This is a genomic window from Actinomycetospora sp. CA-053990, assembly GCF_050948445.1.
GTDB lineage: Bacteria > Actinomycetota > Actinomycetes > Mycobacteriales > Pseudonocardiaceae > Actinomycetospora > Actinomycetospora callitridis.
In genome coordinates, this window is the sequence record NZ_CP192043.1 from 2,227,041 (window position 1) to 2,253,409 (window position 26,369).

The 26,369-nt window shown below is 73.6% G+C and carries 28 protein-coding genes and 1 pseudogene; 13 read left to right on the forward strand and 16 right to left on the reverse strand.

The annotated features are described in order from the left end of the window. The first annotated feature begins 19 nt into the window (after positions 1–19). Entirely contained in the window at positions 20–652 is a 633-nt protein-coding gene (locus tag ACQPYN_RS11355) for a TIGR03085 family metal-binding protein (protein ID WP_433036849.1), read from the forward strand. A 153-nt stretch (positions 653–805) separates the two neighbouring features. Then, positions 806–2,596: a ribonuclease J gene (locus tag ACQPYN_RS11360; protein WP_433036850.1), complete on the forward strand. Its 1,791-nt coding sequence runs from the start codon at positions 806–808 to the stop codon at positions 2,594–2,596. 21 nt (positions 2,597–2,617) lie between these two features. Here ACQPYN_RS11360 and ACQPYN_RS11365 read toward each other — a convergent pair whose 3' ends face one another. After that, on the reverse strand, positions 2,618–3,001 hold the full coding sequence (locus ACQPYN_RS11365) for an NUDIX hydrolase (RefSeq protein WP_328309073.1): 384 nt from the start codon (positions 2,999–3,001) through the stop codon (positions 2,618–2,620). Positions 3,002–3,051: 50 nt separating this feature from the next. Here ACQPYN_RS11365 and ACQPYN_RS11370 point away from each other — a divergent pair, with 50 nt between their 5' ends. The 3 genes from ACQPYN_RS11370 (at position 3,052) to fdhA (ending at position 5,778) form a co-directional block, all read left to right on the forward strand. Beyond that, positions 3,052–3,645: a phosphatase PAP2 family protein gene (locus ACQPYN_RS11370; RefSeq protein ID WP_433036853.1), complete on the forward strand. Its 594-nt coding sequence runs from the start codon at positions 3,052–3,054 to the stop codon at positions 3,643–3,645. A 22-nt stretch (positions 3,646–3,667) separates the two neighbouring features. Then, positions 3,668–4,423 (forward strand): hypothetical protein, encoded by a 756-nt coding sequence (locus tag ACQPYN_RS11375; protein ID WP_433036855.1) that lies wholly within the window; start codon positions 3,668–3,670, stop codon positions 4,421–4,423. A gap of 146 nt (positions 4,424–4,569) precedes the next feature. Beyond that, positions 4,570–5,778, forward strand: a complete 1,209-nt coding sequence (gene fdhA / locus ACQPYN_RS11380) for a formaldehyde dehydrogenase, glutathione-independent (RefSeq protein ID WP_433036857.1) — start codon at positions 4,570–4,572, stop codon at positions 5,776–5,778. A gap of 101 nt (positions 5,779–5,879) precedes the next feature. Here the strand turns inward: fdhA and ACQPYN_RS11385 are convergent, their stop codons facing one another. The 12 genes from ACQPYN_RS11385 to ACQPYN_RS11440 all read right to left on the reverse strand — a co-directional run bounded on the left by ACQPYN_RS11385 (position 5,880) and on the right by ACQPYN_RS11440 (position 14,301). Continuing rightward, entirely contained in the window at positions 5,880–6,146 is a 267-nt protein-coding gene (locus tag ACQPYN_RS11385; RefSeq protein WP_433036859.1) for a hypothetical protein, read from the reverse strand. Positions 6,147–6,190: 44 nt separating this feature from the next. Continuing rightward, positions 6,191–7,351 carry a sodium:calcium antiporter gene (locus ACQPYN_RS11390; RefSeq protein ID WP_433036861.1) on the reverse strand — a complete coding sequence of 387 codons (1,161 nt, stop codon included), beginning with the start codon at positions 7,349–7,351 and terminating at the stop codon, positions 6,191–6,193. A 160-nt stretch (positions 7,352–7,511) separates the two neighbouring features. Continuing rightward, entirely contained in the window at positions 7,512–8,654 is a 1,143-nt protein-coding gene (gene pqqE, locus ACQPYN_RS11395) for a pyrroloquinoline quinone biosynthesis protein PqqE (RefSeq protein ID WP_433036863.1), read from the reverse strand. Continuing rightward, a complete protein-coding gene (gene pqqD / locus ACQPYN_RS11400) occupies positions 8,647–8,937 on the reverse strand; it encodes a pyrroloquinoline quinone biosynthesis peptide chaperone PqqD (protein ID WP_433036865.1) in 291 nt (96 codons plus the stop codon). The genes pqqE and pqqD overlap by 8 nt, the downstream gene beginning before the upstream one ends. Continuing rightward, positions 8,934–9,707 carry a pyrroloquinoline-quinone synthase PqqC gene (gene pqqC / locus ACQPYN_RS11405; protein ID WP_433036867.1) on the reverse strand — a complete coding sequence of 258 codons (774 nt, stop codon included), beginning with the start codon at positions 9,705–9,707 and terminating at the stop codon, positions 8,934–8,936. The genes pqqD and pqqC overlap by 4 nt, the downstream gene beginning before the upstream one ends. A 5-nt stretch (positions 9,708–9,712) precedes the next feature. After that, complete coding sequence (gene pqqB / locus ACQPYN_RS11410) at positions 9,713–10,639, reverse strand: pyrroloquinoline quinone biosynthesis protein PqqB (protein ID WP_433036869.1); 927 nt, start codon at positions 10,637–10,639, stop codon at positions 9,713–9,715. A 99-nt stretch (positions 10,640–10,738) separates the two neighbouring features. After that, positions 10,739–10,831: a pyrroloquinoline quinone precursor peptide PqqA gene (gene pqqA / locus ACQPYN_RS11415; protein ID WP_274189167.1), complete on the reverse strand. Its 93-nt coding sequence runs from the start codon at positions 10,829–10,831 to the stop codon at positions 10,739–10,741. 75 nt (positions 10,832–10,906) lie between these two features. Further along, the gene (locus ACQPYN_RS11420) at positions 10,907–11,671 is read right to left on the reverse strand and encodes a ribonucleotide-diphosphate reductase subunit beta (RefSeq protein WP_433036870.1); all 765 of its coding nucleotides are present in this window, start codon (positions 11,669–11,671) and stop codon (positions 10,907–10,909) included. Between the two features lie 12 nt (positions 11,672–11,683). After that, positions 11,684–11,902: a rubredoxin gene (gene rd, locus ACQPYN_RS11425; RefSeq protein WP_274193502.1), complete on the reverse strand. Its 219-nt coding sequence runs from the start codon at positions 11,900–11,902 to the stop codon at positions 11,684–11,686. 96 nt (positions 11,903–11,998) lie between these two features. After that, complete coding sequence (gene pqqA / locus ACQPYN_RS11430; protein WP_274189170.1) at positions 11,999–12,088, reverse strand: pyrroloquinoline quinone precursor peptide PqqA; 90 nt, start codon at positions 12,086–12,088, stop codon at positions 11,999–12,001. Positions 12,089–12,133: 45 nt separating this feature from the next. Next, on the reverse strand, positions 12,134–13,822 hold the full coding sequence (locus tag ACQPYN_RS11435; protein WP_433036873.1) for a pyrroloquinoline quinone-dependent dehydrogenase: 1,689 nt from the start codon (positions 13,820–13,822) through the stop codon (positions 12,134–12,136). Between the two features lie 20 nt (positions 13,823–13,842). Continuing rightward, the gene (locus ACQPYN_RS11440; RefSeq protein WP_433036875.1) at positions 13,843–14,301 is read right to left on the reverse strand and encodes an MSMEG_3727 family PQQ-associated protein; all 459 of its coding nucleotides are present in this window, start codon (positions 14,299–14,301) and stop codon (positions 13,843–13,845) included. A gap of 767 nt (positions 14,302–15,068) precedes the next feature. On the opposite strand from ACQPYN_RS11440, the gene ACQPYN_RS11445 reads away from it, so the two are divergent. The 3 genes and pseudogenes from ACQPYN_RS11445 to ACQPYN_RS11455 all read left to right on the forward strand — a co-directional run. Then, the gene (locus tag ACQPYN_RS11445; RefSeq protein WP_433036877.1) at positions 15,069–15,824 is read left to right on the forward strand and encodes a hypothetical protein; all 756 of its coding nucleotides are present in this window, start codon (positions 15,069–15,071) and stop codon (positions 15,822–15,824) included. Between the two features lie 319 nt (positions 15,825–16,143). Next, positions 16,144–16,554, forward strand: coding sequence for a hypothetical protein (locus tag ACQPYN_RS11450; RefSeq protein ID WP_433036879.1), 411 nt, complete (start codon positions 16,144–16,146; stop codon positions 16,552–16,554). Between the two features lie 540 nt (positions 16,555–17,094). Next, a pseudogene (locus ACQPYN_RS11455) lies at positions 17,095–18,627 on the forward strand (DNA translocase FtsK); the annotation flags it as partial. Between the two features lie 78 nt (positions 18,628–18,705). On the opposite strand, the gene ACQPYN_RS11460 reads toward ACQPYN_RS11455, so the two are convergent. Together ACQPYN_RS11460 and ACQPYN_RS11465 are read right to left on the reverse strand one after the other, a co-directional pair. Then, positions 18,706–19,389 carry a response regulator gene (locus ACQPYN_RS11460; RefSeq protein WP_433036881.1) on the reverse strand — a complete coding sequence of 228 codons (684 nt, stop codon included), beginning with the start codon at positions 19,387–19,389 and terminating at the stop codon, positions 18,706–18,708. Then, positions 19,386–20,546, reverse strand: coding sequence for a sensor histidine kinase (locus ACQPYN_RS11465; RefSeq protein WP_433036883.1), 1,161 nt, complete (start codon positions 20,544–20,546; stop codon positions 19,386–19,388). Before ACQPYN_RS11465 ends, ACQPYN_RS11460 begins: the two co-directional genes overlap by 4 nt. Before the next feature lie 168 nt (positions 20,547–20,714). Here ACQPYN_RS11465 and ACQPYN_RS11470 point away from each other — a divergent pair, with 168 nt between their 5' ends. The 5 genes from ACQPYN_RS11470 to ACQPYN_RS11490 all read left to right on the forward strand — a co-directional run bounded on the left by ACQPYN_RS11470 (position 20,715) and on the right by ACQPYN_RS11490 (position 25,817). Further along, positions 20,715–21,287, forward strand: a complete 573-nt coding sequence (locus ACQPYN_RS11470) for a hypothetical protein (protein ID WP_433036885.1) — start codon at positions 20,715–20,717, stop codon at positions 21,285–21,287. After that, a complete protein-coding gene (locus ACQPYN_RS11475; RefSeq protein ID WP_433036887.1) occupies positions 21,284–22,345 on the forward strand; it encodes an alpha/beta-hydrolase family protein in 1,062 nt (353 codons plus the stop codon). Before ACQPYN_RS11470 ends, ACQPYN_RS11475 begins: the two co-directional genes overlap by 4 nt. Then, positions 22,342–23,013: a response regulator gene (locus ACQPYN_RS11480; protein ID WP_433036889.1), complete on the forward strand. Its 672-nt coding sequence runs from the start codon at positions 22,342–22,344 to the stop codon at positions 23,011–23,013. The genes ACQPYN_RS11475 and ACQPYN_RS11480 overlap by 4 nt, the downstream gene beginning before the upstream one ends. Beyond that, positions 23,010–25,040, forward strand: coding sequence for an ATP-binding protein (locus ACQPYN_RS11485; protein WP_433036891.1), 2,031 nt, complete (start codon positions 23,010–23,012; stop codon positions 25,038–25,040). The genes ACQPYN_RS11480 and ACQPYN_RS11485 overlap by 4 nt, the downstream gene beginning before the upstream one ends. 93 nt (positions 25,041–25,133) lie before the next feature. Beyond that, positions 25,134–25,817 (forward strand): lysostaphin resistance A-like protein, encoded by a 684-nt coding sequence (locus tag ACQPYN_RS11490; RefSeq protein WP_433036893.1) that lies wholly within the window; start codon positions 25,134–25,136, stop codon positions 25,815–25,817. Between the two features lie 6 nt (positions 25,818–25,823). Here the strand turns inward: ACQPYN_RS11490 and ACQPYN_RS11495 are convergent, their stop codons facing one another. Continuing rightward, positions 25,824–26,345, reverse strand: coding sequence for an amino-acid N-acetyltransferase (locus ACQPYN_RS11495; protein ID WP_274189175.1), 522 nt, complete (start codon positions 26,343–26,345; stop codon positions 25,824–25,826). Positions 26,346–26,369 lie beyond the last annotated feature (24 nt).

Below are 26,369 nucleotides of genomic sequence, written 5' to 3' on the forward strand. Positions count from 1 at the left end.
CCCCGGGTAGGAGTAGTCCATGAGTGCCGCACAGATCGCCGACGCCGAGCGTCGCGATCTCGCCGACCTGTTGCTGAAGCTCGGCCCCGACGAGGGCACGCTCTGCGGCGACTGGACGACGCGCGACCTGCTCGCCCACCTGATCACCCGTGAGCGCCGCCTGGACGCCGCGCCCGGCATCCTGATCCCGCCGCTGGCGTGGTGGACCGAGCGCGTGCAGGACTCGATCGCCCACGGCGAGTTCGGCGAGCTGGTCGGCACCCTGCGCTCGGGTCCGCCGATCTGGAGCCCGCTGGCGCTGCCCCCGCTGCGGGCGGTCGACGTCCAGGAGTTCTTCATCCACCACGAGGACGTCCGCCGCGCCCAGGCCGGCTGGTCGCCCCGCCCGCCGGACGAGGCGCGCGACCACCAGCTCTGGCGCATGGCCGGCCTCCTCGGCCGCCTGACCTACCGCTCCAGCCCCGTGGCCGTGACGCTGCGCCGCCCGGACGGTGCCGAGCACGCCGTGAAGTCGGGCCCGCGCACGGTCATCCTCACCGGCGAGCCCGGGGAGCTGCTGCTGCACGCGGCCGGCCGCGAGGAGTGCGTCGTGCACCCCGAGGGGGAGCCGGCCGACGTCGCCACGGTCATGGCCCTCGAGCGCGGCCTGTAGAGGCACCGCCCCGACATCACCCCCACCCAGACATCAGCGACGGGTCCCGCCAGGACCCACCCACGACGGCCGGACGGACCCCCGCCCCGGCCCCCCGCACCAGGAGGACCTGATCACCACCCGTTCGCCGCGCCGCGCCCACGGAGGCGCCCGATGAGCCGATCCACCGCCCGCCGCCCCGAGCCGCCCCGCGGAGGCCCTCCGCAGGGACGCGGCTCGACGCCGCCCACCCACGACTGCGCGCGCGGCTCCGGCGTGCCCACGTCGTCCGCCCCGGGCGCCGAGGGTGCCCCGCCCCCGACGCCCGAGGGTGCGCTGCGCGTCGTCGCCCTCGGCGGCATCGGGGAGATCGGGCGGAACATGACCGTCCTCGAGTACGGCGGACGGCTGCTCATCGTCGACTGCGGGGTGCTCTTCCCGTCGGAGGAGGCCCCCGGCGTCGACCTGATCCTCCCCGACTTCCGCGCGGTCGAGGACCGGCTGTCCGACGTCGACGCGCTCGTGCTCACCCACGGGCACGAGGACCACATCGGCGCCGTGCCGTTCCTCCTGCGCCAGCGTCCCGACCTGCTGGTCGTGGGGTCGCGCTTCACGCTCGCGCTGGTCGCGGCGAAGTGCAAGGAGCACCAGCTCACCCCGCGCCTGCTCGAGGTGCGCGAGGGCGAGCGTCAGCACCACGGCTCGTTCGACTGCGAGTTCTTCGCGGTCAACCACTCGATCCCCGACGCCCTCGCCGTCGCCGTCCGCACCCCGGGCGGCACCGTGCTGCACACCGGCGACATCAAGCTCGACCAGCTGCCCCTCGACGGGCGCCTCACCGACCTGGCCGGCTTCTCGCGCCTGGGCGACGAGGGTGTCGACCTGCTGCTCGTCGACTCCACCAACGCCGAGGTGCCCGGCTTCGTGACCCCGGAGCGCGACATCTCGCCGGTGATCGACGGGGTGTTCCGCGACGCGCCGTCCCGCCTGATCGTCGCCTGCTTCGCGAGCCACGTGCACCGCGTCCAGCAGGTGCTCGACGCGGCGGCGAAGCACGAGCGCAAGGTGTGCTTCACCGGGCGCTCGATGGTGCGCAACATGGGCATCGCGACCGACCTCGGCCTGCTCCACGTGCCCGACGGCCTGCTCGTCGATCTCGACGACGCCCTCGCCATGCCGGAGAAGGACGTCGTCCTCGTGTCGACGGGCTCGCAGGGCGAGCCGCTGAGTGCCCTCGGGCGCATGGCGCGCGGCGACCACCGCCAGATCACGATCACCCCGGGCGACACCGTCGTCCTGCTCTCGAGCCTGATCCCCGGCAACGAGACCGCGGTGTTCGCGGTGATCAACGGCCTGACGCGCCTCGGCGCCGAGGTCGTGCACTCCGGCGTGGCCAAGGTGCACGTGTCCGGCCACGCGAGCGCCGGCGAGCTGATGTTCCTCTACAACGCGCTGCGCCCGCGCAACGTCATGCCGGTGCACGGCGAGTGGCGCCACCTGCGCGCCAACGCCGAGATCGCTCGCCGGACCGGCGTCGAGAACGTGGTCATCGCGGAGGACGGCGTGGTCGTCGACCTCGTCGACGGGCGGGCCGCGATCTCCGGGCGGGTCGAGGTCGGGCACGTCTACGTCGACGGCAACCAGGTCGGCGACGTCGGCGAGTCGACGCTCTCGGACCGCCTCGTGCTCGGCGAGGGCGGCTTCATCGCGATCACCGTGGCCGTCGAGGCGGCCACGGGACGCGCGGTGGCACCCCCGCGCATCTCCGGGCGCGGGTTCTCCGACGACCCCAAGGCGCTCGAGGACGTCGCCTCGCTCGTGGAGATGGAGCTCTCGCGCACGGAGGCCGAGGGCATCACGGACACCCACCGCATCGCGCAGTCGGTGCGCCGGGTCGTCGGCAAGTGGGTGGGGGAGACCTACCGCCGCCGCCCGATGATCGTCCCGACCGTGCTGCCGGTCTGAGATCCTGGCTGGTCCGGGGGATCACCGGCGGATCGTCTTCGACAGGTGGTGGCGCACCGGGGCCCACAGGTCGGGAAGCACGAGATCGACCTGGTCGAGCGTGTACCAGCCGGCGCGCACGCTGATCGGGATCTCCTCGGGGTCGACCTCGTGCTGCGGGCGCGCGGCGACGTAGATCGTCGCGATCCCGTCGTTGAGGAGCCGCCCGAGCTGGCGCCCCGCGCGGATCTCGACGCCCGCCTCCTCGAGGCACCCGCGCTCGGCGGTCGCGCCGGGGGACTCGCGGGCCTGCGGTCGCCCGCCGGGGAGGATGGCGGGCGGCCACTCACCGGGCCGGTGCACGAGCAGCACCCGGCCCGGGGGTGCCGTCACCACGGCCAGCACGAGCTGTGCCTCCCGGCCCACGCGTCTCTCCTTCGCTCGGCGGTGGTCGTCCTCGGCCTAGGCTCCCGCGGGTGAGCGCCACCGTCTCCGCCCGGCGCGTCGCCTCGCGTGTCACCACGCTGACGTCGCCGACCCTGCTGCTCGCCGTGCTCTACCCCGTGGTCGGTGCCCTGGCCGTGGGGGTGGTGGGCGTGGCGTGGTCGCTGGTCGGGATGCTGTTCACCGTGGCGATCCCGGCGTTCATCGTCGACCGCGGTGTGCGGAGCGGACGGTACACCGACCACCACCTGCGCGAGCGCGAGCAGCGGGCCGTGCCGCTGGGCCTGGCCGCGGCCTCGGTCGCGACCGGCGTCGTGGTGCTGCTGGTCGCGGGCGCGCCGCGGGCGATCACCGCGCTGCAGATCGCCGTGCTGGTCACGGTCGCCGTGGCCACGGCGATCACGCTCGTCTGGAAGATCAGCTTCCACACCGCCGTCGTGGCCGCGGCGGCGGCGGTGCTGACCCTGCTCGGCGGGCCGTGGTGGGCGCTGTCCTGGCTCGCCGTGCCCCTCGTCGGGTGGGCGCGTCTCGTGCTGCGCGCCCACACCGCGACGCAGGTCGTCGCCGGTGTCGTCGTCGGTGCCGGGGTGACCACCGCGGTCCTGCTGCTCGCCGGGGTGGGGTGAGCCCGGGGTGGGGACGCGGGCGGTGACGGTCGTGTGCGTCATCCTCGCCGCCGGATTCGTGGCGGCCGGCGTGGTGGTCGCCCTGCGCGGGGGGACCGGCGCCCGGGTGGGGCTGCTCCTGGGCGCGGGCCTCGTCGCCGCCGCCGTCGGCCTCGCCACCCGGCCCGCCCCGCGGGGAGTCGGGCCCCGGCTGGTCGAGCGCGGCGACCGTACGCCCCGGTGGGCGCTCGTCGCGGGGTACGGGCGGCTGCGCTCCTGCGCCGGCGGCCTGGCCGCGCTCGGCGTCGCGCTGGTGCCCGTCGGCCTCCTGCTCGACGGCCTGCGGTCGGGCGCCGCGTCCGCGATGGCCGAAGGGGCTGCCGGCACGGTGGTCGTCGGGGCCGTCGCGGGTGCGCTGCTCGCGCGCGGTCTCGCCCACCGGGAGGTCGCGCTCACCGAGGAGGCGGTCGAGATCGGCGCCGGCCGCTTGCGTGTCGTGCTCCCGTGGGGTCAGGTGCGGGGGGTGCGATCCCGCGGGCCCGAGCACGCCGACGGGCGGCCCCGCCGCATCGCCCTCGACGTCACGGCCCCGGGCCCGTCGAGCCGGCTGCTCGACCGCCTCGCCGCCGCGCCGTCGGGAGGACCCGGTGGTGCGCGCACCCTCGTGCTGCCCACGGCGGGTCTCGACGTCGACCCCGCCCTGCTCCTGGCCGCCCTCGACCACCACCTGGAGCTGCCCGGGGAGCGCGTCCACCTCGCCGATCACGAACGGGAGTCGGGCGACTGCGGAGAGCGGTGACCGCTGGAACGTCCAGGGGTCCGTCCTGGTGCGGCCGCGCGAGTGACACACGCCACCACGCGGCGGAGGATCAAGGAGTCAGCCCGCCGCGGCGGCCCCGGCCGGGGCCGGTCCGAGCCGGCGAGACGACCCCCTGAGGAGCGCCCATGAAGGCCGTCGCCTACATCGAGCCCATGAAGGTCGAAGTCCAGGACATCGAGTACCCGAGCCTGGAGCTCAAGGACGGGCCGGGGGTGAACCCCGCCAACGTCGGGCGGAAGTGCCCGCACGGGGTGATCCTCAAGCTCGTCGCCACCAACATCTGCGGCTCGGACCAGCACATGGTCCGGGGCCGCACCACCGCGCCGCCCGGCCTGATCCTCGGCCACGAGATCACCGGCGAGGTCGTCGAGGTCGGCCGCGACGTGGAGTTCATCAAGCAGGGCGACCTGTGCTCCGCGCCGTTCAACATCGCCTGCGGGCGTTGCCGGATGTGCAAGGAGGGGCACACCGGGGTCTGCCTCAACGTCAACCCCGACCGCCCGGGCTCCGCCTACGGCTACGTCGACATGGGTGGCTGGCAGGGCGGCCAGGCCGAGTACGTGATGGTCCCCTACGCCGACTGGAACCTGCTGCGGTTCCCCGACCGCGAGCAGGCGCTGGAGAAGATCCTCGACCTCACGATGCTGTCGGACATCTTCCCGACCGGGTACCACGGCTGCGTGACGGCCGGGGTCACGACTGGGTCGACGGTCTACATCGCCGGTGCGGGACCGGTCGGGCTCGCGGCCGCCGCGTCGGCACACCTTCTCGGGGCGTCCGTCGTGATCGTCGGGGACCTGAACGCCGAACGGCTCGCCCACGCCCGGTCCTTCGGCTGCGAGACCGTCGACCTCACCGAGGACGGCACGCTGCCCGAGAAGATCGAGCAGATCGTCGGCGAGCCCGTGGTCGACGGTTCGGTCGACGCCGTCGGCTTCGAGGCCCGCGGTTACGGCAAGGACGCCGGCGAGGCCCCGGCCACGGTGCTGAACTCGATCATGGAGGTCACCCGGGCGGCCGGGAAGCTGGGCATCCCGGGCCTGTACGTCACCGGCGACCCGGGCGCCCCGGACGAGGCGGCCAAGGAGGGCAGCCTCTCGATCCGCATCGGCCTGGGCTGGGCGAAGTCGCACTCGTTCACCACCGGGCAGTGCCCGGTGATGCGCTACCACCGGCAGCTGATGAACGCGATCCTGCGCGACAAGGTGCAGATCGCGAAGGCGGTGAACGCGGACGTCATCTCCCTCGACGAGGCTCCGCAGGGCTACGCCCAGTTCGACTCGGGCGTCGCGAAGAAGTTCGTCATCGACCCGTACGGGATGATCGCCCACTGACCCGACCACTGACCCGACCGCGATGACGTGCGGCCGCGCTCCCGTCGTGGAGCGCGGCCGCACGGTCATGTCGGGACGGTCAGGGCGTCCTGCCCCTCGTCCTAACCGTCGTCGTCATCGTCATCGCCGTCGGTGTCCGGCTGCGCAGGGGCCTGCGGCTGCTGCACCTGGCCGCCCGGGGCGGGCTGCGGGAGCTGGCCGGGCGGCAGCACGCCGCCGGGCGCCGGGGCGATCTCGCTGGTGCCGGGGACGGAAGCGTCGTCGCCGTCGTCGTCGTCACCCGGGGACTGGGGGAACTGGAACACCAGCCACAGCCCGATGATGGCGGCCAGGACGGCGAAGCCGGCCCCGACTCGATCCTTCGTCACGTCACGTCGTCCTCTCCGGTGGGCGTGTCCTCGGTGGGCCCGTCTCAGTCGTCGACGGGGACCTCGCCGAAGAACACCAGGCTGATCACGAAGTAGGCGATGTAGAGGCCGAGCAGCACCATGCCGTGCCAGCGCCGCAGACGGCCGGTCGCCAGGAAGACCGCGGCGATGACCGTCATGACCAGCAGGACCGGCATGTGCCAGGCGAGGGTGGCGGCGTCGATGGTGATGGCCCCGCCGACGAGCAGGATGATCCCGAGCTTGCCGGTCACGGAGAACACGACGCTGCCGATGACGTTGGCGATGCCGATCTCCGGCGCGCCCCGGCGGGCGGGCTCCACGGTGAGGAAGATGTCCTCGAGCGAGAGCGCGAGCGTCGCGATCGTGACGCCGAAGACGGTGCCCTCGATGGCGAACTCGTCGAGGATCCCCTCGGTGCCCGCGCCGGCGACCACGGCGCCGACGACGAGGCCGACCAGGGCGAGGACCGCGAGCACGACGGTGCCGACCGGCGAGGTCTGGCGCGCCTTGAGGAAGCCCTGGTCGATGCGCAGGTCGGCCGGCAGTTCGAAGCCGCCGTGACCGCCGGGGCCGGAGTCGCCGCCCGTGCCGCCGCCGGTGCCGCCGCCGGTGGCGTCGCCGCCCGTGCCGACGCTCGGACCGTCACCGCCCCCGCCCTCGCGGGTCAGGGTGGCCGTGCCGCCGCCGGGGGTCACCCCGGCCTTCTCGAGCTGCTCGTACACCTCGGCGTTGCGCCACACCGGGCGTCGCGCGGAGTACTCGCGGTAGGCGACCCAGCCGACGAACGCCACGAACAGCACGAGCAGCACCACGCCGGTGAGGACCGTCAGGGCGCCGGTGAGCGCGAGCGCGAACATGATGATCGGCGCGAGGACGAAGAGGGCGAGGTAGTCCTTCGGGACGTCCACCGGGGTCGGCGCGATGATCGCCGCGAGGGCGAGCACGATGCCGGTCATCGCGGTGGTCGTCCCGACGACGGTGCCGAGGGCGACCTCGCTGAGGTCCTCGAGGTTGAGGACGATGCCGAAGGCGAGGTCGTCGAACTCGATACCGGTGAAGACGACCGCGATGAGGAAGAGCGAGATCGCCCATCGACTGGAGACTCCGACCAGATATCCGATGAGCTTCTCGGCGCTGTACACGAGCACCGCGATGCCCAGGACGAACTGGAGGATGGGGATCACGAACGGCTCCTTGCTCAACCGGTCTGGTGAGGTGGCCGCCATATGGTGATCGTCACGGGCCCGCGTTTCAACGGGTTGACACGCTCACTCGGCTGTGTAGCGCAGGCCACTCGCGCGGATGCGAGCAGTGATCGGTTCGACCAGATCAGTCGCGCCCAGTTCAGTCAGCACGGTGCGGCCGGACCGCGAGCTCCGGCATCCCCAGCCCGACGGGCCCCGACCCGACCGGGACGGCGCCGACGGGCTCGGCGGCGGGGTCGTTCGCCGCTGCGACGGCCTCGTCGATGATGTGGCGATCGGGCGAGAGCACGCAGACCGGGTCGGTGCGGGTCATGTCCCCGGTGAGCTGGAAGGCCTGACAGCGGCACCCGCCGAGATCGACCTCGCGGCGCTCGCAGCTGCGGCACGGGTCGGACATCCAGTCGGTGCCCCGGAACGCGGTGAACATCGGCGACGAGCGCCAGATCCACTCCAGGTCGTGCTCGCGGACGTTCGCCTTCGGCAGCGGAAGCTCGTGGGCGGACAGGCAGGGCCAGGCGTTCCCCTCGGGCCCGATGACGAGCTGACGATCGCCCCAGCCGCCCATGCAGGGCTTGGGGTACTGGCTGTAGTAGTCGGGGATGACGTAGATGACGTCGGTGCGGTCGCGCAGTCGCTCGCGGAACGCGCGGGTGACCTTCTCCGCGTTCTCGAGCTGCTCACGGCTCGGCAGCAGCGCGGACCGGTTGGCCAGCGCCCAGCCGTAGTACTGGGTGTTGGCGAGCTCGACGCGGTCGGCCCCGAGCTCCTCGACCCAGCCGAGGATGGCCTCGACGCGGTCGATGTTCTGGCGGTGCAGCACGACGTTGAGGGTCAGCGGCCAGCCCAGCTCCTTGACCAGCCGCGCGGCCTCGATCTTCTTGTCGAACGACGAGATGCCGGCGAGACGGTCGGAGAGCACGGGCTCGTCGGCCTGGATGCTGACCTGCACGTGGTCGAGGCCGGCCTCGCGCAGCGCCTGCGCGCGTGGGCGCGACAGGCCGATCGCGCTGGTCACGAGGTTCGTGTACATCCCGAGCGAGCTCGCGTGCGCCACCAGCTCGACGAGGTCGCGGCGCAGCAGCGGCTCGCCGCCCGAGAAGTGGCTCTGCAGCACGCCGAGGTCCGCGGCCTCGTCGAGCACGCGGTGCCAGTCGGCGGTGGCGAGCTCCGCGGAGCGCTTGGTGAGCTCCAGCGGGTTCGAGCAGTACGAGCAGGACAGCGGGCAGGCGTGCGTCAGCTCCGCGAGCAGTCCGAGCGGGCCGTCGACCGTCGTCTCAGCCACGGGTGTCCTCCTCGATGGCGATCCAGCGCCGGGCGACGAGCTGGGCGAGGAACTGCGTCACCTCGTCGTCGACGACGCGGTCGTAGCGCCGGCCGAGCTCGTCGACGATGTCGGCGACGCTACGCGTCCCGTCGCAGAGACCGAGGATGTCGGCGCCGGTGGGGTTGAGGGTCACGACCGTCTCCGGGCCGAGCAGCACCTGACGGTCCCGCGCCTTGTCGAAGCGCATCTTGACGAACCGGGCGAGCGCGGGCCGGCCCGTGAGCGGGACGGTGCCGGTCATGCCGGGTAGGCCCGGTCAGCCGGATATGCCCGATCAATGGCGTCCATCATGGCCCAGAGCACGTCGTTCTTGAACGCGAGCGCGGCGACGGCGGCGTCCTGCTGCTCGGCCGTGCGGCAGCGCGCGGTGACGATCTCCAGGGCGTGCTCGGAGTCGCGCGGGGCCTGGTGCAGCCGGTTGCGGAAGTAGTCGAGGCCGTCACGGTCGATCCAGGTGTAGTGCTTCTCGAACGCCGCGAGGCGCTCGGCCATGAGGCCCGGCGCGAAGAGCTCGGTCAGCGACGACGCCACGGCCTCGAGCCAGGGCCGGGTGCGGGCGAACACCACGTAGGCGTCGACCGAGAACCGGACGCCCGGCACGATGTGCCGACCGTCGAGCAGCTCGGCGCGGTCGAGCCCGACGGCCTCGCCGAGGCGCAGCCAGGCCTCGATGCCGCCTTCGGTGGTCCCTGACTCACCGACCGTGCCGTCGTGGTCGGTGATGCGGCGGATCCAACGCTGCCGGATCTCGCGGTCGGGGCAGTTGCCCAGGATCGCGGCGTCCTTGCGGGGGATCGCCTCCTGGTAGCAGAACCGGTTGGCCACCCAGCCCCGGATCTGGGCCGGGGAGAGCTCGCCCGCGTTCATGCGCACGTGGAAGTCGTGCTCGCTGTGGTAGCGGGTGGCCTGGGACCGCAGGCGTTCGACGAGCGCATCCGGGCCCACGGCGTCGCCGTGTCCGGCGCCGTTCGTCCCCGCCACCTCGTGGGTCACCTCGTGCGTCGCGGTCATCCGCTCTAGACCTCCACCTCGAGCCCGTCGGTCGCGATCTCCGCGCCGCGGGCGACCACCGTGGCGTACTCGGGGGAGTCCTCGAGCAGCATGGGGTTCGTGTTGTTGATGTGTACGTAGATCTTGCGCTCGGCCGGCAGGCCGGCCAGGACCGCGAGGCTCCCGTCCGGACCGTCGACGGCCATGTGCCCCATGTCGCGGGCGGTCTTGGACGCCAGGTCCAGGCGGATCATCTCGTCGTCGGTCCACGTCGTGCCGTCGACCAGCACGACGTCCGCGGCCGCGAGCTCGTCGTGCACCGCGGGGGTGATCTCCTGGACGCCCGGCAGGTACACCGCGACGCGACCGCTCGCGGTGTCGGTGAGCCGGTAGCCCACGACTCGCCCGACGTCCGAGGCGGGTGCATCCGTGGACGAGCCCTGCGCGGCGTCCTCCGCGAACCGCTTCTTCTTCACCGTGGGCACATCGAACGCGCGGTAGCTCAGGCCCTCGCCGAGCGCGACGGTCTCGCCGGGGACGACGCGCCGCCGGTCGACCTTCGTGTAGCGCTCCAGGGTCGGCAGGAAGCCGGTGCCCCCGGTGAGGGTCTCGACGCTGGCGTCGGAGGCGTGCAGCTCGATGCCCGGACCCTCGCGCAGGAGCAGCAGACCCATGGTGTGGTCGAGCTCGGCGTCGGTGAGCAGCACCGCGGCGATCGGGCTCTCGCGTCCCGAGCGGGGCTGCAGCGCGGGCGTGGCCTCGATCTGGCTGCGGAGGTCGGGGGAGGCGTTGAGCAGGAACCAGGTGGTCCGGTCGGCGCTGACGGCGATCGACGACTGCGTGCGCGGCCGGGTGGGGCGGGAACCGTCCCGGACGGCCCGGCAACCCGGGCACCCGCAGTTCCACTGGGGGAAGCCGCCACCGGCGCCGGCTCCCAGCACCCGCACCCACATCGTGAGACGCCCTCCTCCTGAACACTTTCCGGCGATCTGCGGTACAACGCACGCGAGGGGCGCCGAGAACAATTCTGGCGCCCCTCGCGGTGACGTTGGTCAGTCGTCGAGCTGAGCGATGTACATCGTCACCTCGGGGGCGACGCCGAACTCCTCGAACTGCGGGGTCTCCCACACGGCGAGCGTCTCCATGTCTGATGCCACCTCCTTTCTCAACGGTCGGTCCAACCTACCTGCTGTGGCGGACCACAGCAGTGTTCTCGGGGATCACCAGAACTTGATCCCGACGGACTTGAGTCGGCGCTTGTGGAGCTGGTCGACCTTCTCGATGTCCTTGGAGGAGATGAGGTCTCCCCAGGCCCACGCCGCCTTCGAGCCCTCGTTGAGGATTTTCTCGAGGTCGTTGTCGACGAGGTCGGCGCTCTGGATGACCCGGGAGCCGAAACCGATGTGCCAGCGCTCGTCGCGCAGCACGAGTTCCATGCCCTTGCGCATGCCGGGCATCGGTACCGACAGCTTCTCGAGGGCGTCGAGCAGCGCGTGCTGCCCGGCCGTGAGGACCACGCCCTCGAGGATCATGTGGTAGAGCCCGACCGCGGTGGTGAGCTCCTCGTCGGAGTCGGCAAGGCCGCGGGCGATGGCCGGCAGGCGCTCCTCGAACAGCTCGAGGAGGTCCGGGCTCACCCGCTCGCGCAGGACCTCGAGCCGCTCGTTGAGGTTCTTGCCCGGGATGCCGACGACCTCGCCGACGACGCGGTCGAAGAAGCGGGCGTGCCGGGCCTCGTCGCGGGCCTGCGACTCGAAGCAGCCAGCCATCGCGTCGTCGACGGTGGCCTTCGACTGGAACGATCCGAGGTGCAGGGCCACCGACGTCTCACCGACGCAGAAGCCGGCGAGCAGCCCGAGGATCTGGTCGTACTCGCTGTCCTCGAGCTTCGTCCAGGACTCGATGTCCGTGGAGAGGTCGATGGTGGTCTCGTCCCACTGCAGTGAGTCCGCGAGCTGGACGAAGTGGCCGTACCCGGTGATCATTGATCAGCATCCTCACATCCCCGGGAGGTGCTCTCCCGGTTCCAGCATGCGGAAGTCCGACTTCTCGGCTCCACAGATCGGGCACATCCAGTCGTCAGGGATGTCTTCGAAGGGCGTCCCGGGCGGGATGCCGCTGTCGGGGTCGCCCTCCTCGGGATCATAGATGAATCCACACAGTTCGCAGAGCCATCGTGGGGCCTCGGGAGGCGCCAGCGTCTCCTCGACGGTCATACCCTCTCTCCACGGTTCTCCTGCTCGGGCTGACCCGAAACACCGGAGAGGGGCGCCGGACCTGCGAGGTCCGGCGCCCCTCCCGGTGTCAGTCGATCAGTCGTCCATCTGGGCGACGTACATCGTCACCTCGGGAGCGACCCCGATCTCCTCGAACTGCGGGGCCTCCCACACGTGGAGCTCCATCTCGTGACCTCCTCTCACATGCTTCGCGATCCGCCGGAGCGGAAACTAGTTCTCGGGCAGGGCGAAGACGAACAGGGCGTCGCCCGCCGCCGCGCCGAGCAGCCCGGGCAGGAAGCCCTCGATCCAGCCGCCCCAACCGGTCGGCACGGCGATGTACTGCCGGCCGTCGATGCTGTACGAGCACGGGCTGCTGTGGTGCCCGCTGCCGCACTGGAACGACCAGAGCTTCTCGCCGGTGTTCTCGTCGAGGGCGACGAACTCACCGGTCGGCGTGCCCTGGAACACGAGACCACCCGCGGTGCTCAGGGTCGAGGCACACATCGGGTACTCGTTGCGCCAGCGCCACTTCTCCTCGCCCGTGAGCGGGTCGATGGCGGCCACGAATCCGTAGTGGTCGTCGAGGTCGACGGCCACACCGGCACCCCAGTAAGGGATGCTCTCCTTGAATTCGCGACGACGGCGGGTGGCCGTGGCGCCGACTTCCTGCACCGGCACGTAGATCAGCCCCGTGTTGGGGCTGTACGCCATGTGCGTCCATTCCTTGCCGCCGGCCGGGCCCGGCCAGAAGTGCACCGGAACACCTTCCTCGTCCGGGTACACCTTCGGCGTGACCTTGCCGTCGGGGCTGATGTCGCCCCAGGTGATGCGGTCGACGAACGGGAACACGCGGACGAGCTCGCCGTTCGTGCGGTCGAGGACGAAGAAGTAGCCGTTCTTGTCCGCGTGGGCGAGCAGCTTGCGCCCGTCCGGAGCGTCGAAGAGGACGTTCTCCATCGTCGAGTCGTAGTCCCACAGGTCGTGGGGCGTGAACTGGTAGTGCCAGCGGATCTCGCCGGTGTTCACGTCGATCGCGACCGTCGAGTCGGTGTAGAGGTTGTCGCCCTCGCGCACACCGCCGTCGAAGTCGGGCGCCGGGTTGCCCGTGCCCTGGAACAGGAGCTCGAGCTCCGGGTCGTAGGACGGGGTGATCCAGCAGTTGGCCCCGCCGCGCTGCCAGGCCTCACCGTCGTCCGGCCAGGTCTCCGAGCCGGGCTCACCGGGCTTCGGGACCGTGTAGCAGCGCCACTGGCGCTCGCCGGACATGGCGTCGAAGGCGTCCAGGTGGCCGCGGGTGCCGAACTCCCCGCCGGCGCTCCCGACGATGACCTTGTCCTTGACGATCAGAGGCGCGACGGACCCGCTCGCGCCGGCCCGCACGTCGTCGTTGGTGACGTCGAAGATCAGGTCACCGGTGGTCGCGTCGAGCGCGATCAGGTGGGCGTTGAGGGTGTACATGTACACCCGGCCGTGGCCCACGGCGACGCCACGGTTGACGTTGCCGCAGCACAGCGAGACGTCGTACGGGGAGGCGTGCTTGTAGCGCCACAGCTCCTCGCCGGTCTTGCCGTCGATGGCCCAGACCTTGCCGTCCGGGCCGGAGACGTACATGACGCCTTCCACGACCAGCGGCGATGCCTCGAAGGAGTACGTCGACGATCCCGAGTGCAGGCCCGCCATGCCGGCCTGGAACACCCAGGCGGGGCTCAGGCGCTTGACGTTCTCCTTGTTGATCTGGTCCAGACGGCTGTGACGCTGGGCGTCATAGGTGCCGTAGTAGGTGAGCCAGTTCTCAGGCTCCGAGGTGGCGTTCTGGATGCGCTCGTAGTTCACGTCGCCCGTCGGCGGCGCGTACCCCTTGGTGGCGCTGAGGGTCTTGTGGGGGACGGCCTCGCCGGCGTCCACATAGTCGGTCATGAAGGAGCTCCTCTGCGGATCTACGGGCGCGGCTGCGGGGGACGGTCGAGCTTGGCCGAATCCGGAACCTCGCCACCGAAGACGAGGGCACCGGTCAGGCCGCGACCCTCGTCGTTGCCGGTCGTGGAGCCGTAGTAGTAGGTGCCGGGCCCACCCAGGTTCAGCCTCGCGGTGCCCTTCGAGTGGTTGACCAGCCAAATGATCTTGGGGTCACCGTTGTTGGGCAGCACCGCGCAGTGGGTGTTCTTGTCGTCGTTGATGAGCGTGAGCTCGACGTCACCGCCCTCGGGGAACACGAGGATCGAGGGCTCCCAGACCAGCTCGTCCTCGGGGATGCGGACCGTGGCCCGCATGATCCCGTCGGAGCCCTTCTCGGCGTGCCCGATGGTTCCGGTGCCGAGCAGCCGGCCCAGGGCCGTCCTGTTCTGCCCGTCGAGACCGGCTGCGTGCAGCTCGCTCTCTCGATCTGTGGACGTCATCCGACGTACCTCCTCGTCACTAGCGGACTCCTTGCGCGCGGTGGCATGGCCACCACGTGAACCTGCCCGTCCCTTCCGTCGTCGACGGTCACGCCGGCTCGGCGCGGCCGGGAGCTGTGCGCTCTCCCGGCCGGACGAGCCGCATGAGATCGACGCGGCGGACGGCGGGATCGACGCGCGGGGAGGCGGAGTGCCTGGTGCCGGGGCTGTTGCCTCCCGGCGCGAGCGCGTCCACAGACGCGTGCTCGGGCACTCCCATGTGCTCCTCCTGGCTGTCGCCGTCCCGGGGACACCTCGGAGACGGCGTACAGCAGGTGCCGCCACGATCCAGGAGGACCGTCTGGCCGAGGGTGTCGACCGCTGGGCGGCAGGACACGACCTTGTCGGCGACGAGCGGAGCAAGTCAGCCGGTCGACGGTGTGTGCTGAGCCACAGGTGACCATAGGGATGCGGTCCGTGATCGGCAAGGGCCTGCTTGGTCCGTCCGCCATCTCGATCATGAGGATCGGGGACGTCGCGGCCCGGCTCGCCAGGGGAAACGGCGGCGTGCGGCGAATCTCCGAGGAATCTTCGAGGGACCTCCGAGCCGTTCCGATTTCCGGAAGCACACCGCAGGGACACGGCTCGCCGCGCACGCTCGCGGGGCACCTGGCCAACCCGCCAGGATCCGTGTCCCGAGGTGTCCCGGGTCACCGCACGGAGCTATGGTCGCGGCAGGGCGATGCCGGCGACGGGGACCGACATGAGGTCCGGCAGGAGGTCGATCGGTGGGTAGTTTTGCGGCGGCCGAGGCCCTCGCCCAGCTGCACGGCCCCGGGGACGACAGCGCGAGCGTCGAGATGAAGTCGCTGCTGACGCCCCCGGCAGGCGCGGCGGCCGAGGCGCTGACGGGACGTCCGTCCCCGACGTGGAGCGTGCGCGAGTCCTACCTCGTCGACACCCCGTCGCTGGACCTGATCCGGGCCGGCGTCGAGGTCCGCCTGCGCCGCCGGGCGCGCGGGCGCTTCGACCTCTGCGTGTCCACGCGCCGCAGCGGCACCACGCGACCCACCGCGATCCCCCGGGGTGCGCGCGTGGAGTACGACGTCGTGCCCGGGGGCGTGTGGCAGGACATCGAGGTGCGCCGCGAGATCGATCGCGCCGCGGCCGCCGCGGTGATCGCCGGCTCGGCCGAGTCGCGGCAGCTGCTCTCGCCCGCCCAGAAGGCGTGGGCGTGCGGCGGCGGGCGCGACGCCGTCGACGACGACCTGCTCAAGGAGCTCCTGGTCCACGGCCCCCTGGTGGTCCGGCGGGTCAAGGTCGCGGCGGCCGAGGGGCTGAGCCGGGCCGACCTCGAGCACTTCCGCTTCCCCAGCGGCCGGGAGCTCCTCGAGCTCTCCACCCGGTGCTGCCCGCCGGAGGTGGTCACGACCGCGGCGGCGTTCGAGCGGCTGATCTCCGAGCGCGACGTCACCTGCGCGGGGGAGTACGTGCAGAAGACCTCGGTGTGGGCCGACGAGGTCGGCTACCACGCCGGTCGCTGATTCCCCGGGCTGCTGATCCTCCGGCCCTCGAACGGGGACCGGCCGGGCCGTGGCGCGTGTGGCTACCGGGGCTCGTGGTGCCCCCGGGATACCGTGACGGCATGGCCGGGCGGACCGAGACACCAGACAAGCGCGCGTCCCGTAGCCGCCCGTTGACCGGCGGCCGGACGCCGCGCCGCAACGGGGCCGGCCCGGAGACCCCCACCCGGTCGCCGCAGCCGCGCCCGCCGTCGAAGGGCGGGCGGCGCCCCGCCGGCGGTGCGAAGGGCCGGACGACGAAGGGCGCGCGCCCGCACGCCGCGGCGGACCCGGGCCGATCGTGCGCACGCTGCGCGGCGGCTGGGTGCTCACCGCGCGGGGTCTCGGGTCCCTCGTCCGCACGCTGGGCCGCGCCCGGGACGTCGACGCCGCCCACCGCCGCGACGGTGTGGCCCTCGGGCTCGTGGTGCTCGCCGTCCTCACCGCCGCCGGCGTGTGGTGGGAGGCCGGCGGCCCGGTCGGCGCGGGCCTCGACATCGGCCTGCGCACGATCATCGGCGCGGCCGCCCTCGTCCTGCCCGTCGTCCTGCTGGGCGTCGCGGTCATCCTCCTGCGCACCGACCCGTCGCCCGAGACCCGCCCGCGCAGCGTGGTGGGCGCGCTCCTGCTGGGTGTCGCCGTGCTCGCGGTCTGGCACCTGGTCGCTGGCGCACCCCGCGACCTCGCCGGCCGGCGCGCCGCGGGGGCGTGATCGGTGCCGTGGTCGCCGACCCGCTGGCCCGCGGCGTCACCACCTGGATCGCCGGCATCGTGCTCGTGCTCGTCGGCCTCTACGGCCTGCTCGTGCTCACGGGCACCCCGGTGCGCGAGGTCGGCGAGCGCCTGCGCGCCCTCGTCACCGGCGAGTACCCCGACGACGAGTGGGGCGGCCCCGAGGACGTCGACGTCGACGGTCTCGCAGCCGACGACGACGGCACCCAGCCGACGACGCGCATCCGTCGTCGCAAGCGCGGGGAGGACGACACCTCGGGGGACGATCCGGACGCCGCGGCGCACCCGGCCCGCCACCGCGAGCGCACCCCGGGCGCCGTGCCCGACCTCACGACGCCCCCGAGGGCGCCGCGGCCGTCGTCGCCGAGCCCACGGCCGCCCCGCGCCGCCCGCGAAGAAGCGCAAGCCGGCCGCGGCGGCACCCGCCGTGGTGCCCGACGTGACCGCGCCGCCGGAGACCGAGCCCGACCCGCAGGCCGCGGCGTCGTTCAGCTCCCAGCGCGAGCCCGGCGAGGACGACGACTACCGCCTGCCTCCGCCCGACCTGCTGATCCCGGGCGACCCGCCCAAGGCCCGCAGCGCCGCGAACGACGCGATGATCGAGGCGATCACCGGGGTCCTCGAGCAGTTCAAGGTCGACGCGGAGGTCACCGGCTTCACCCGGGGTCCCACCGTCACCCGCTACGAGGTCGAGCTCGGGCACGGCGTGAAGGTCGAGAAGATCACCGCGCTGCACCGCAACCTGGCCTACGCCGCCGCGACCGACCGGATCCTGCTGCTCGCCCCCATCCCGGGGAAGTCCGCGGTGGGCATCGAGGTGCCCAACGCCGACCGCGAGATGGTGCGCCTGGCCGACGTCCTGAACTCGCCGACCGCCCGCGCCGAGACCCACCCGATGGTCATCGGGCTCGGCAAGGACATCGAGGGCCGGATGGTCACGGCCAACCTGGCGAAGATGCCCCACCTGCTGGTCGCCGGCTCCACCGGCTCCGGTAAGTCGAGCTTCGTCAACTCGATGCTGGTCTCGCTGCTCACGCGGTCGACGCCGGACGAGGTCCGGATGATCCTCATCGACCCGAAGATGGTCGAGCTGACGCCCTACGAGGGCATCCCGCACCTGATCACGCCGATCATCACCTCGCCGAAGAAGGCCGCGACCGCGCTGGCGTGGCTGGTCGAGGAGATGGAACAGCGCTACACGGACATGCAGGCCAACCGTGTGCGGCACATCGACGACTTCAACCGCAAGGTGCGCTCCGGGGAGATCACCGCGCCGCTCGGCTCCGAGCGCGTCTACCGGCCCTACCCGTACATCATGTGCATCGTCGACGAGCTCGCCGACCTCATGATGACCGCCCCGCGCGACGTCGAGGACGCGATCGTCCGGATCACGCAGAAGGCCCGCGCCGCCGGCATCCACCTGGTGCTCGCGACGCAGCGCCCGTCCGTCGACGTCGTCACCGGTCTGATCAAGACCAACGTGCCGTCGCGGCTGGCGTTCGCGACGTCGTCGCTGACGGACTCGCGGGTCATCCTCGACCAGCCCGGCGCCGAGAAGCTCATCGGCATGGGCGACGCCCTGTTCCTGCCCATGGGTGCGGGCAAGACCAACCGCCTGCAGGGCGCGTTCATCGCCGACGACGAGATCAGCGCCGTCGTCGAGCACTGCAAGGAACAGGCCGACCCGGACTACACCGAAGGCGTCACCACCGAGGCCGCAGGCGAGAAGAAGGAGATCGACGCCGACATCGGCGACGACCTCGAGCTGCTCGTGGCCGCGGCGGAGCTCATCGTCACCAGCCAGTTCGGGTCGACCTCGATGCTCCAGCGCAAGCTGCGCGTCGGCTTCGCGAAGGCCGGGCGGCTCATGGACCTGCTCGAGACCCGCGCCGTCGTCGGGCCGTCCGAGGGCTCGAAGGCACGCGACGTGCTGTTCAAGCCCGACGAGCTGCCCGACCTGCTCGCGTCGCTGCGGGGCGAGCCTGCGCCGTCGGCGGGTGGGGGCGAGGGCGAGGACCCGGACGACACCCGCGTGCCGGACGACGACATCTGAGCGCTCGCCCCACAGGTGTGCTGAGGGGCTTCCCGGTCCGGCCGGATGCTTCGGAAACCGAAGCGTCTGCAGGAGGACTCACCGCGAGCGGCCGTCCTGATGCTGGTCGAGCCGGGCGCTCACGACCCCCGTCTCGTAGGCCAGCACGACGGCCTGGACGCGGTCGCGGAGGTCGAGCTTGGTGAGGATGCGCCCGACGTGGGTCTTCACCGTCTGCTCGGCGAGGACGAGCTGCGCGGCGATCTCGCCGTTCGACAGGCCCCGCGCGACGAGGACGAGGACCTCGCGCTCGCGGGCGGTCAGCACGTCGATCCGCGCGGACACGGCGCGGGCGGGCACGGCGCGGCTGGCGAACTCCGCGATGAGCCGGCGGGTGACCGACGGCGCCAGCAGCGCCTCGCCGCCCGCGACCACCCGCACCGCGCGAACCAGCTCCTCGGCCGGCGCGTCCTTGAGGAGGAAGCCGCTGGCCCCGGCGCGCAGGGCCTCGTAGACGTAGTCGTCGACGTCGAACGTGGTGAGCATGAGGACCCGCACCGCGCCGTGACGGGCGACGATGCGCCGGGTGGCGGCGAGACCGTCGAGGCGCGGCATGCGGACATCCATCAGGACGACGTCGGGGGAGAGGCGGTCGACCGCCTCGACGGCCTCCTCGCCGTCCGCGGCGTGCCCGACGACCTCGAGGCCCTCCTGCGCGGCCAGGAGCGCGCCGAAGCCCTCGCGGACCATCGCCTGGTCGTCGACGACGAGCACGCGGGTCACGGGGCGACCCCGACGGCGCTGCCGACCGGCAGGCGAGCGTCCACCGCGAAGCCCCCGTCGTCGGTGGGGCCGGCGGTCAGCTCGCCGCCCACCGCCGCGGCCCGCTCGCGCATCCCGGGCAGCCCCAGGCCGGAGCCGGGACCCGTCGCGTCGCGGCCCGGGCCGTTGACGACGCGCACGCGGACGGCCTCGGGTCCGTGGTCGAGGGTGACGGCGACCGGGGCGCCCGCGGCGTGGCGGGACGCGTTGGCCAGGGCCTCGGCGAGGATCCGGTACGTCGACAGGGCGGCGGCGGGGCCCGTGGACGTGGGGTCGCCGGTGGTGGTCACCGCGAGGTCGACGCCGGCCTCGGAGGTCGCGGCGAGCAGGGTGTCGACGTCGGCGACCGTCGGCTGCGGGGCGAACCGGCGGCTCTCGTCGTCGGTGCGCAGGACCTCGAGGACACCGCGGAGCTCGGTGAGGGCCTGGCGCGCGACGTCGGCGACCGCGGAGAACTCGTCGGCGGACGCCTCGTCGACGGCGGGGAGGCGGTAGCGGGCGGTCTCGGCGCGCACCACCACCATCGACATCGAGTGCGCGACGACGTCGTGCAGGTCGCGGGCCACGCGGGCGCGCTCCTGGAGCACGGCGCGGCGGGACTCCTCGTCGGCGCGGAGCTCCTCGACCACGGCGATCTCGCGGCGCTGGGTGAGCACGCGGCGCAGGAGCAGCCCGACGGCGAGGACGACCGCCGTCCAGAAGACGGCGAGCCCGAACCCCTCGGGCGCCGCGCCGGTCGCCAGGACGAACACCCCGGCGAGACCGACCGCGGCGACGGCGGCGGCCCACGGCGCGCACCGGCCGACGACGAGCGCGGTCAGGCCGCAGAGGACCACCAGGTGCACCGCCTGGACCCCGCCGGCGTGTCCGGGAGCGGGACCCACGAGCAGCGCGATGAGCAGGGCGCCGAGCGCCGACGCCCCCCAGGCGCGCCACGGGTGCTCCGGCGCGGCGAGCACGGGGAGGGCCACGACGAGGGCGACGGGCAGGGCGGTCGCGGGCGTGACGGCGAGCTCGTTCAGCGACGTCGGCCAGGCGATCGCCAGCAGGACCAGCGCGAGGACGACACGCCCGGCCCACGACCAGCGACGCCGTCGCGCGACCCGGGTGCCGTCCATGGCCGGAGAGTAGGAGGACCGAACGGGCCGTGTCGTCACTCCCGGGTAGCGCCCGCGGCCTCACCCCTGGGTATGACCAGCACCCCTCCACGGACCCGGGGTGGCCCCGCGAGGACGGCTCCGTGGCACGACGCCCGGCGACGGCACCGACGATGATCGTTCCGGGTCATGACCAGCACCGATGCGGCCCGCGTCCGGCCGTCGGGGACCGCCGTCGTGCTCGCCGTCCTCGTCGCGCTCGGGGTGCTCCTGCTCTCCACCGGCACCGGGCGCGCCACGGTGACCCAGCACGGCCCCGAGGACGCCGCGTCGGCCCGCGCGGTCGCGGATCTCACCGGCCCCGACCGGGCCGCCGCCCGGTTGCCGGCGTCGTTCCTGGCCGCGGCGGACCGCCCGCCCGTCGTGACCGGCGGGATGCTCGTCGACCCGGACGGGTCGTGCTCCTCGCCGGTCGCGCTGCCGCTCGCGTTCGACGACGCCTGCCGGGCCCACGACCTCGGGTACGGCCTGCTGCGCCACGCCGCCGCCGTGGGCGGGGCGCTCGGGCCGTGGGCCCGCGAGGCGCTGGACGCGCAGCTCGCCCGGGACCTCGGCCGTGCCTGCGACACCAGCGGGGTCGATCCCGCCCGCTGCCACCTCCTCGCGGGCCTCGCCGACGTCGTCGTCACGGCGAACTCCTGGCGCCAGGGCTGGAGCGTCCCGGTCGTCGAGCACGGCCCGTTCGTCCGGGACACGACGTGATCGGCGCGCTCCTCCTGGCGGTGTCGACCTACCCGCCGCTGCTGCCGCGCGGGGTGCTCGTACAGGTCGTGGAGTCGGGGGTGCTGTGGTCGCTGGGCGCCTGGCTCGGTCGGGGGCGCGCACCGCTGGGTCCCGTCGGTGTCGTCGTGACCGCGGCCTGGGTGGCCGTCACCCTCGGGCTCCAGGACGTCCAGAGCGTGGACCTGGGCCTCGACCCGGTCGGCTGGGCGCCCGCGGTGGTGCTCGGGACGGTCGTGCTGCTCGCCGCCCGGGGCGGCATCGCGCGGGTGGCGGTCGTGCCCGCGGTCCTCCTGGTCGCCGTGGCCGTCGTCCCGCTCGCGCACACCCCGCGAGCGGTGGCGTCGCCGACGTCCGCCGTCGCACCCGCGCCCGGGACGAGGCCGGTGCACGTGGACCTCGCCCTCGGGCCGGGCGCTCCCGCGGACCGGGCGGAGACGGCGGTCCACCGGCTCGCCGCCGAGGGCGGCCTGGCGCGCCGGACGCTGGTGGTCGTGGTCCCGACGGGGTCGGGCTGGGTCGACGCCGCTGCCCTGGACACCCTCGCCGACGCCACGGACGGCGACGTCGCCTCGGTGACCGTCGCCTACGACGACGCCCCGAGCTGGCTCTCGTACCTGACCGCCCGCGACGAGGCCATCGCCACCACCGATGCCCTGCTGGCGGCCGTCGCCCGGCACCGGCCGGCGGGCACCCGCGTCCTGCTCTACGGCCAGAGCCTCGGGGCCCTGGCCGGGGCGCAGGCGTGGGCGCGCCACCCCGAGCGGGCCGAGAGGGCGTTCTGGGTCGGGCCACCGGCCGACACGCCGCCGTCTCCGGGCGCGGTCACGCTCGCGCACCCGACCGACCCCGCCGTCGTGTGGTCGCCGTGGCTCCTCGTGAGGCCGCCGGAGCGGCCCGTCGCCCGGCCCTGGCTGCCGGTCGTCTCGTTCGTGCAGACCTCCGTCGACCTCCTCGGGGCCGTCGGCGCGCCGGCCGGGTCGGGGCACCACTACGGCGCCGAGCAGCGCGCGGGCTGGGAGCGTGTGCTGGCACGATGATCGCCGTGGGGATCCGGGTGCTGCTCGTCGACGACCAGCCGATCGTCCGGACCGGCTTCCGCACGGTGCTCACGGCGTCGGGCGGGATCGACGTGGTCGGGGAGGCCGGGGACGGGCCCGCGGCCGTCCTGGCCGTCGCGTCCCTGCGCCCCGAGGTCGTCCTGATGGACGTGCAGATGCCCGGCGGGGACGGCCTGTCCGCCACCGAGGAGATCACCGCGGCGCACCCCGAGGTGCGGGTGCTCGTCGTGACCACCTTCGACGTCGACGACTACGTCCGGCGGGCCCTGCGGGGCGGGGCGAGCGGGTTCGTGCTCAAGGACTCCGACCCCGAGGACCTGGTCCGCGCGGTGCGCACCGTGCACGCGGGCGAGTCGCTGCTCGCGCCGTCGGTGACCACGCGCCTGGTGCGCGACTGGGTGTCCCAGGAGCCGGTCGCCCCCACTCCGTCCGGGCCGCCCGAGGGCCTCACCGCCCGCGAGCACGACGTGCTGGTGCTCGTGGCCCGCGGGCTGTCCAACGCCGAGATCGCCGCCGAGATGGTGGTGGCCGAGTCGACGGTGAAGACCCACGTCGCGCACCTGCTGCGCAAGCTGGAACGCCGCGACCGGGTGCAGCTCGTCGTCCACGCCTTCGAACAGGGCCTGGTGCCGGCCCGGCCGTCGTGAGCCGCCGGCTCCAGGCGTTCCTGCCCGAGCTGCGGCCGGTCGACGCGGTGGTGGCGGGTGTCCTGCTCGTCATGGTGGCGATCGCGGCGCTGTCGCTCGCGGCCCAGGACCCGGGCGAGGTCCCGATCGTCGCCGCCCTGGTGACCGGGGCGGTGCAGACGCTGCCGGTGCTGTGGCGCCGGGAGCGGCCGATCGCGGCCCTGCTCGTCTACGCGGCGAGCGTCGTCCCGGCGGCGTGGATCGTGGGCTCGGCGCTGACCCTCTACACCTGGGCGGTCCTCCTCTTCGCCGTGGTCCGCCGCTCCCGCCCGCTGCCCGGCGCCGTGGCGGTCGTGGGCACCTCCCTGGTCGTCCCGGTGCTCGTCGGCGTCGTCCTGCAGCCGGGGGAGGTCGACACGGCGCTCGGCGTCGCGGTCGGGCTCGCGGCGTCCCTGCTCCCGGTGCTCGCCGTCGCCGGGGCCCTCGGGATCGTGGCGCGCCTGCGGGCGGAGCGGCTCGGGGCCCAGCGGCGGCGCGACGAGCGCGACCGGCTCGCCGACGCCCTCGCCGAGCAGCGCGACCGGCTCGCCGGGGACCTGCGCGGCCTGGTCGCCGTCCGCGTCGAGCACGTCGTGGCACGGACCGGGGCGCTGGCCGCCGACCCCGCAGGCCCCGACCTCGCTGACCGGCTGACCGCCACCGCCGGCGAGGCGCGCGCGGCCCTCGCCGGGATGCGGCGGGCCCTGGGCCTGCTGCGCGACGAGCCGGCCGAGGCCGTGCCGGTGCCGGTCGCGACGCCCGCCGACGAGCACGGGACGTCGTGGCTCCCGAGCCGCGGCGGCCTCGTGCTCGCCGGGGTCCTCGGCGCCGTGGTGGCGCTGCTCGCGGTGCTGGCCGACGCCGCGGCGCCCCACCTCGAGCCCGGGGCCGCGGCCGACCTCGTCGGGATGCTCGACGTCGACCCCGGGCGGCCGCTCGCGCTGCTGCCGCTCGTGGTGCAGGTGCTGTCGGTGGCCTGGTGGCGCCGGGCCCCGCTGCCGGCGCTCGTGGTGGCGACGGCAGGGTCGTGCGCGGCGTCGGCGCTCGGCAGCACGCACCTGGTGACCGAGGGCGCGTGGAGCATCCTCGTCTACGGCGCGGGGCTCGGGGCGGGGCTCGTGCCGTCGGCGGTCACGGTGGCCGGCTGCACCGCCGTGGTCCTCGCGACGACCGTGACGATCGCCGACCTCCCGGCGTCGCTGACCGCCAGCCGCGCGAGCTGGGCCCTGTCCTACGTGCTCGTCCCGGCGATCTGGGGTCTCGGGGTGTTCCACCGCCGCCACGCCCAGGCCGAGGCCCGCCGCGCGGAGGCGCGGGAGGCGGCGAGCGCCGAACGCGCGGTCCGGTTGCAGCGGCTCGGCCTCGCCCGCGAGCTGCACGACGTCCTCGCCCACGAGCTGTCGGCGCTGGTGGTGACCCTGCACGCCGCGCGCGTGGCCCCGTCCGCGGAGGCCCTGACCGCCATCGGCGAGGCCGGCGAGCGGATCGCGTCGGCGCTGCCGCCATTGCTCGCGGGCACGGGCGCCGGGTCTGCTGACGACGCCGGCCTCGACGCCGTCGCGGTGGAGGCGCTCGCCGCCCCGGTGCGCGACGCCGGACTGCCCGTGACCGTCGAGGTCGTCGGGACCGCCCCTCCGGACCGCCCCGAGGCCGACGTGTTCGCCGCCCGGATCCTCACCGAGGCGCTCACCAACACCCTGCGGCACGCCGGCCCCACGCCGACGCGCGTCACGGTCCGCCACGACGAGGACGCGGTCGCCGTCGAGGTCGTCGACGCCGGGGCGCAGCCGGGCCACCGGGCGTCCCGGGAGGGCTCCGGGCTGGGGCTCGTGGGGATGCGGGAGCGGGCCGCGCTGGTCGGCGGATCGGTCGAGGCCGGGCCGGCGGGGAACGGGTGGCGCGTCGCGGCCCGGCTGCCGCGGCGGGCGGCGGGTCTCCTCCTCGAGGAGGAGGGCGAGGGCCGGGGATCCCCACCGCGACGGACGATCACCGCCCCCTCATCGCCCTAGCGTCGTCGGAGTCCCGCCCGAGGAGGAGACATCGTGTCGACGACATCCGCACCCGAGCCCCGCACCCCGTCCGGGGCTGTCCCGTCCGAGTCCGTGTCGGAGGACGAGGGGACGACGCGCCCCCGGCCGGGGTGGACCGAGATCGCGGTCGGCGCGCTCGGCTACGTCGCCCTCACCGTCCTCGCGCTGGTCGTCCTCGCCGGGACGGTGGTCCCGGGCTCGCCGCTGCTGGCCGTGGTCTCCGTCGGGGTGGCCGGGGCCGCGGCGCTCGGGGCCTTCGCGGTCGCCGCCGTCGTCCGCGTGCGCTCCTGGTCGGCCTTCGGCGTCCGCGCCACGACGTGGCGGTGGCTGCTGCTCGGCGCCGCCGGCGGGGTCCTCGGCTGGCTGGTCAACCGCGTCATCGTCGTCGGCTACGTCCTCGCCAGCGGCGACACGTCCAACCCGCAGGAGGGGTTCCTGCCCGGCGTCACCGGCGCGTTCGGCACCTTCGCGCTGATGATGCTGCTGGGCGCGGTCCTCGTCCCGATCGGCGAGGAGCTGCTCTTCCGCGGCGTCGTGACCACCGCCCTCGGCCGCTACGGCGCCTGGGTCGCGGTGCTCGGCAGCGCCCTGGTCTTCGCGCTCGCCCACGGCGTCTCGATCGTGCTGCCCGCCGCGTTCGTCCTCGGCGTGATCAACGCGGTGCTGCTGCGGCGCAGCGGGTCGGTCTGGCCGGGCGTCGTGGCCCACGGCGTCAACAACGCGCTGGTCTTCGGCCTGACCGCGATCCTGCTCTGACGCGCCCTACAGGTCGAGGAGCATCCGGCTGTTGCCGAGCGTGTTCGGTTTGACGTAGGCGAGGTCGAGGAACTCGGCCACGCCCTCGTCGGCCGAGTGCAGCATCTCCGCGTAGACCTCGGGGGCCACCGGCGAGCCCTCGATCTCGCGGAAACCGTGCTGCTGGAAGAAGGGGAGCTCGAAGGTGAGCACGAACAGGCTGCGCAGGCCGAGGGCCCGCGCCTGCGCCACCAGCTCCTCCACGAGCGCGTGGCCGATGCCCGCGCCCTGCATGCGCGGGTCGACGGCGATGGTGCGGATCTCGGCGAGGTCCTCCCAGAGCACGTGCAGCGCCCCGCAGCCGACGACCTCCCGCCCGCGCACCGCGACCCGGAACTCCTGGACCGTCTCGTACAGGGTGACCAGGGGCTTGCGCAGCAGGATGTTGTCGTCGGCGAACGAGTCGACCAGGGTCTTGATGCCGCGGACGTCGGCCGTGCGGGCCCGCCTCAGCAGGACCGGCGCGGCCGTCTCGGGCGAGGGGCTCACCGGACGCTCACACCGGCGGAGGGT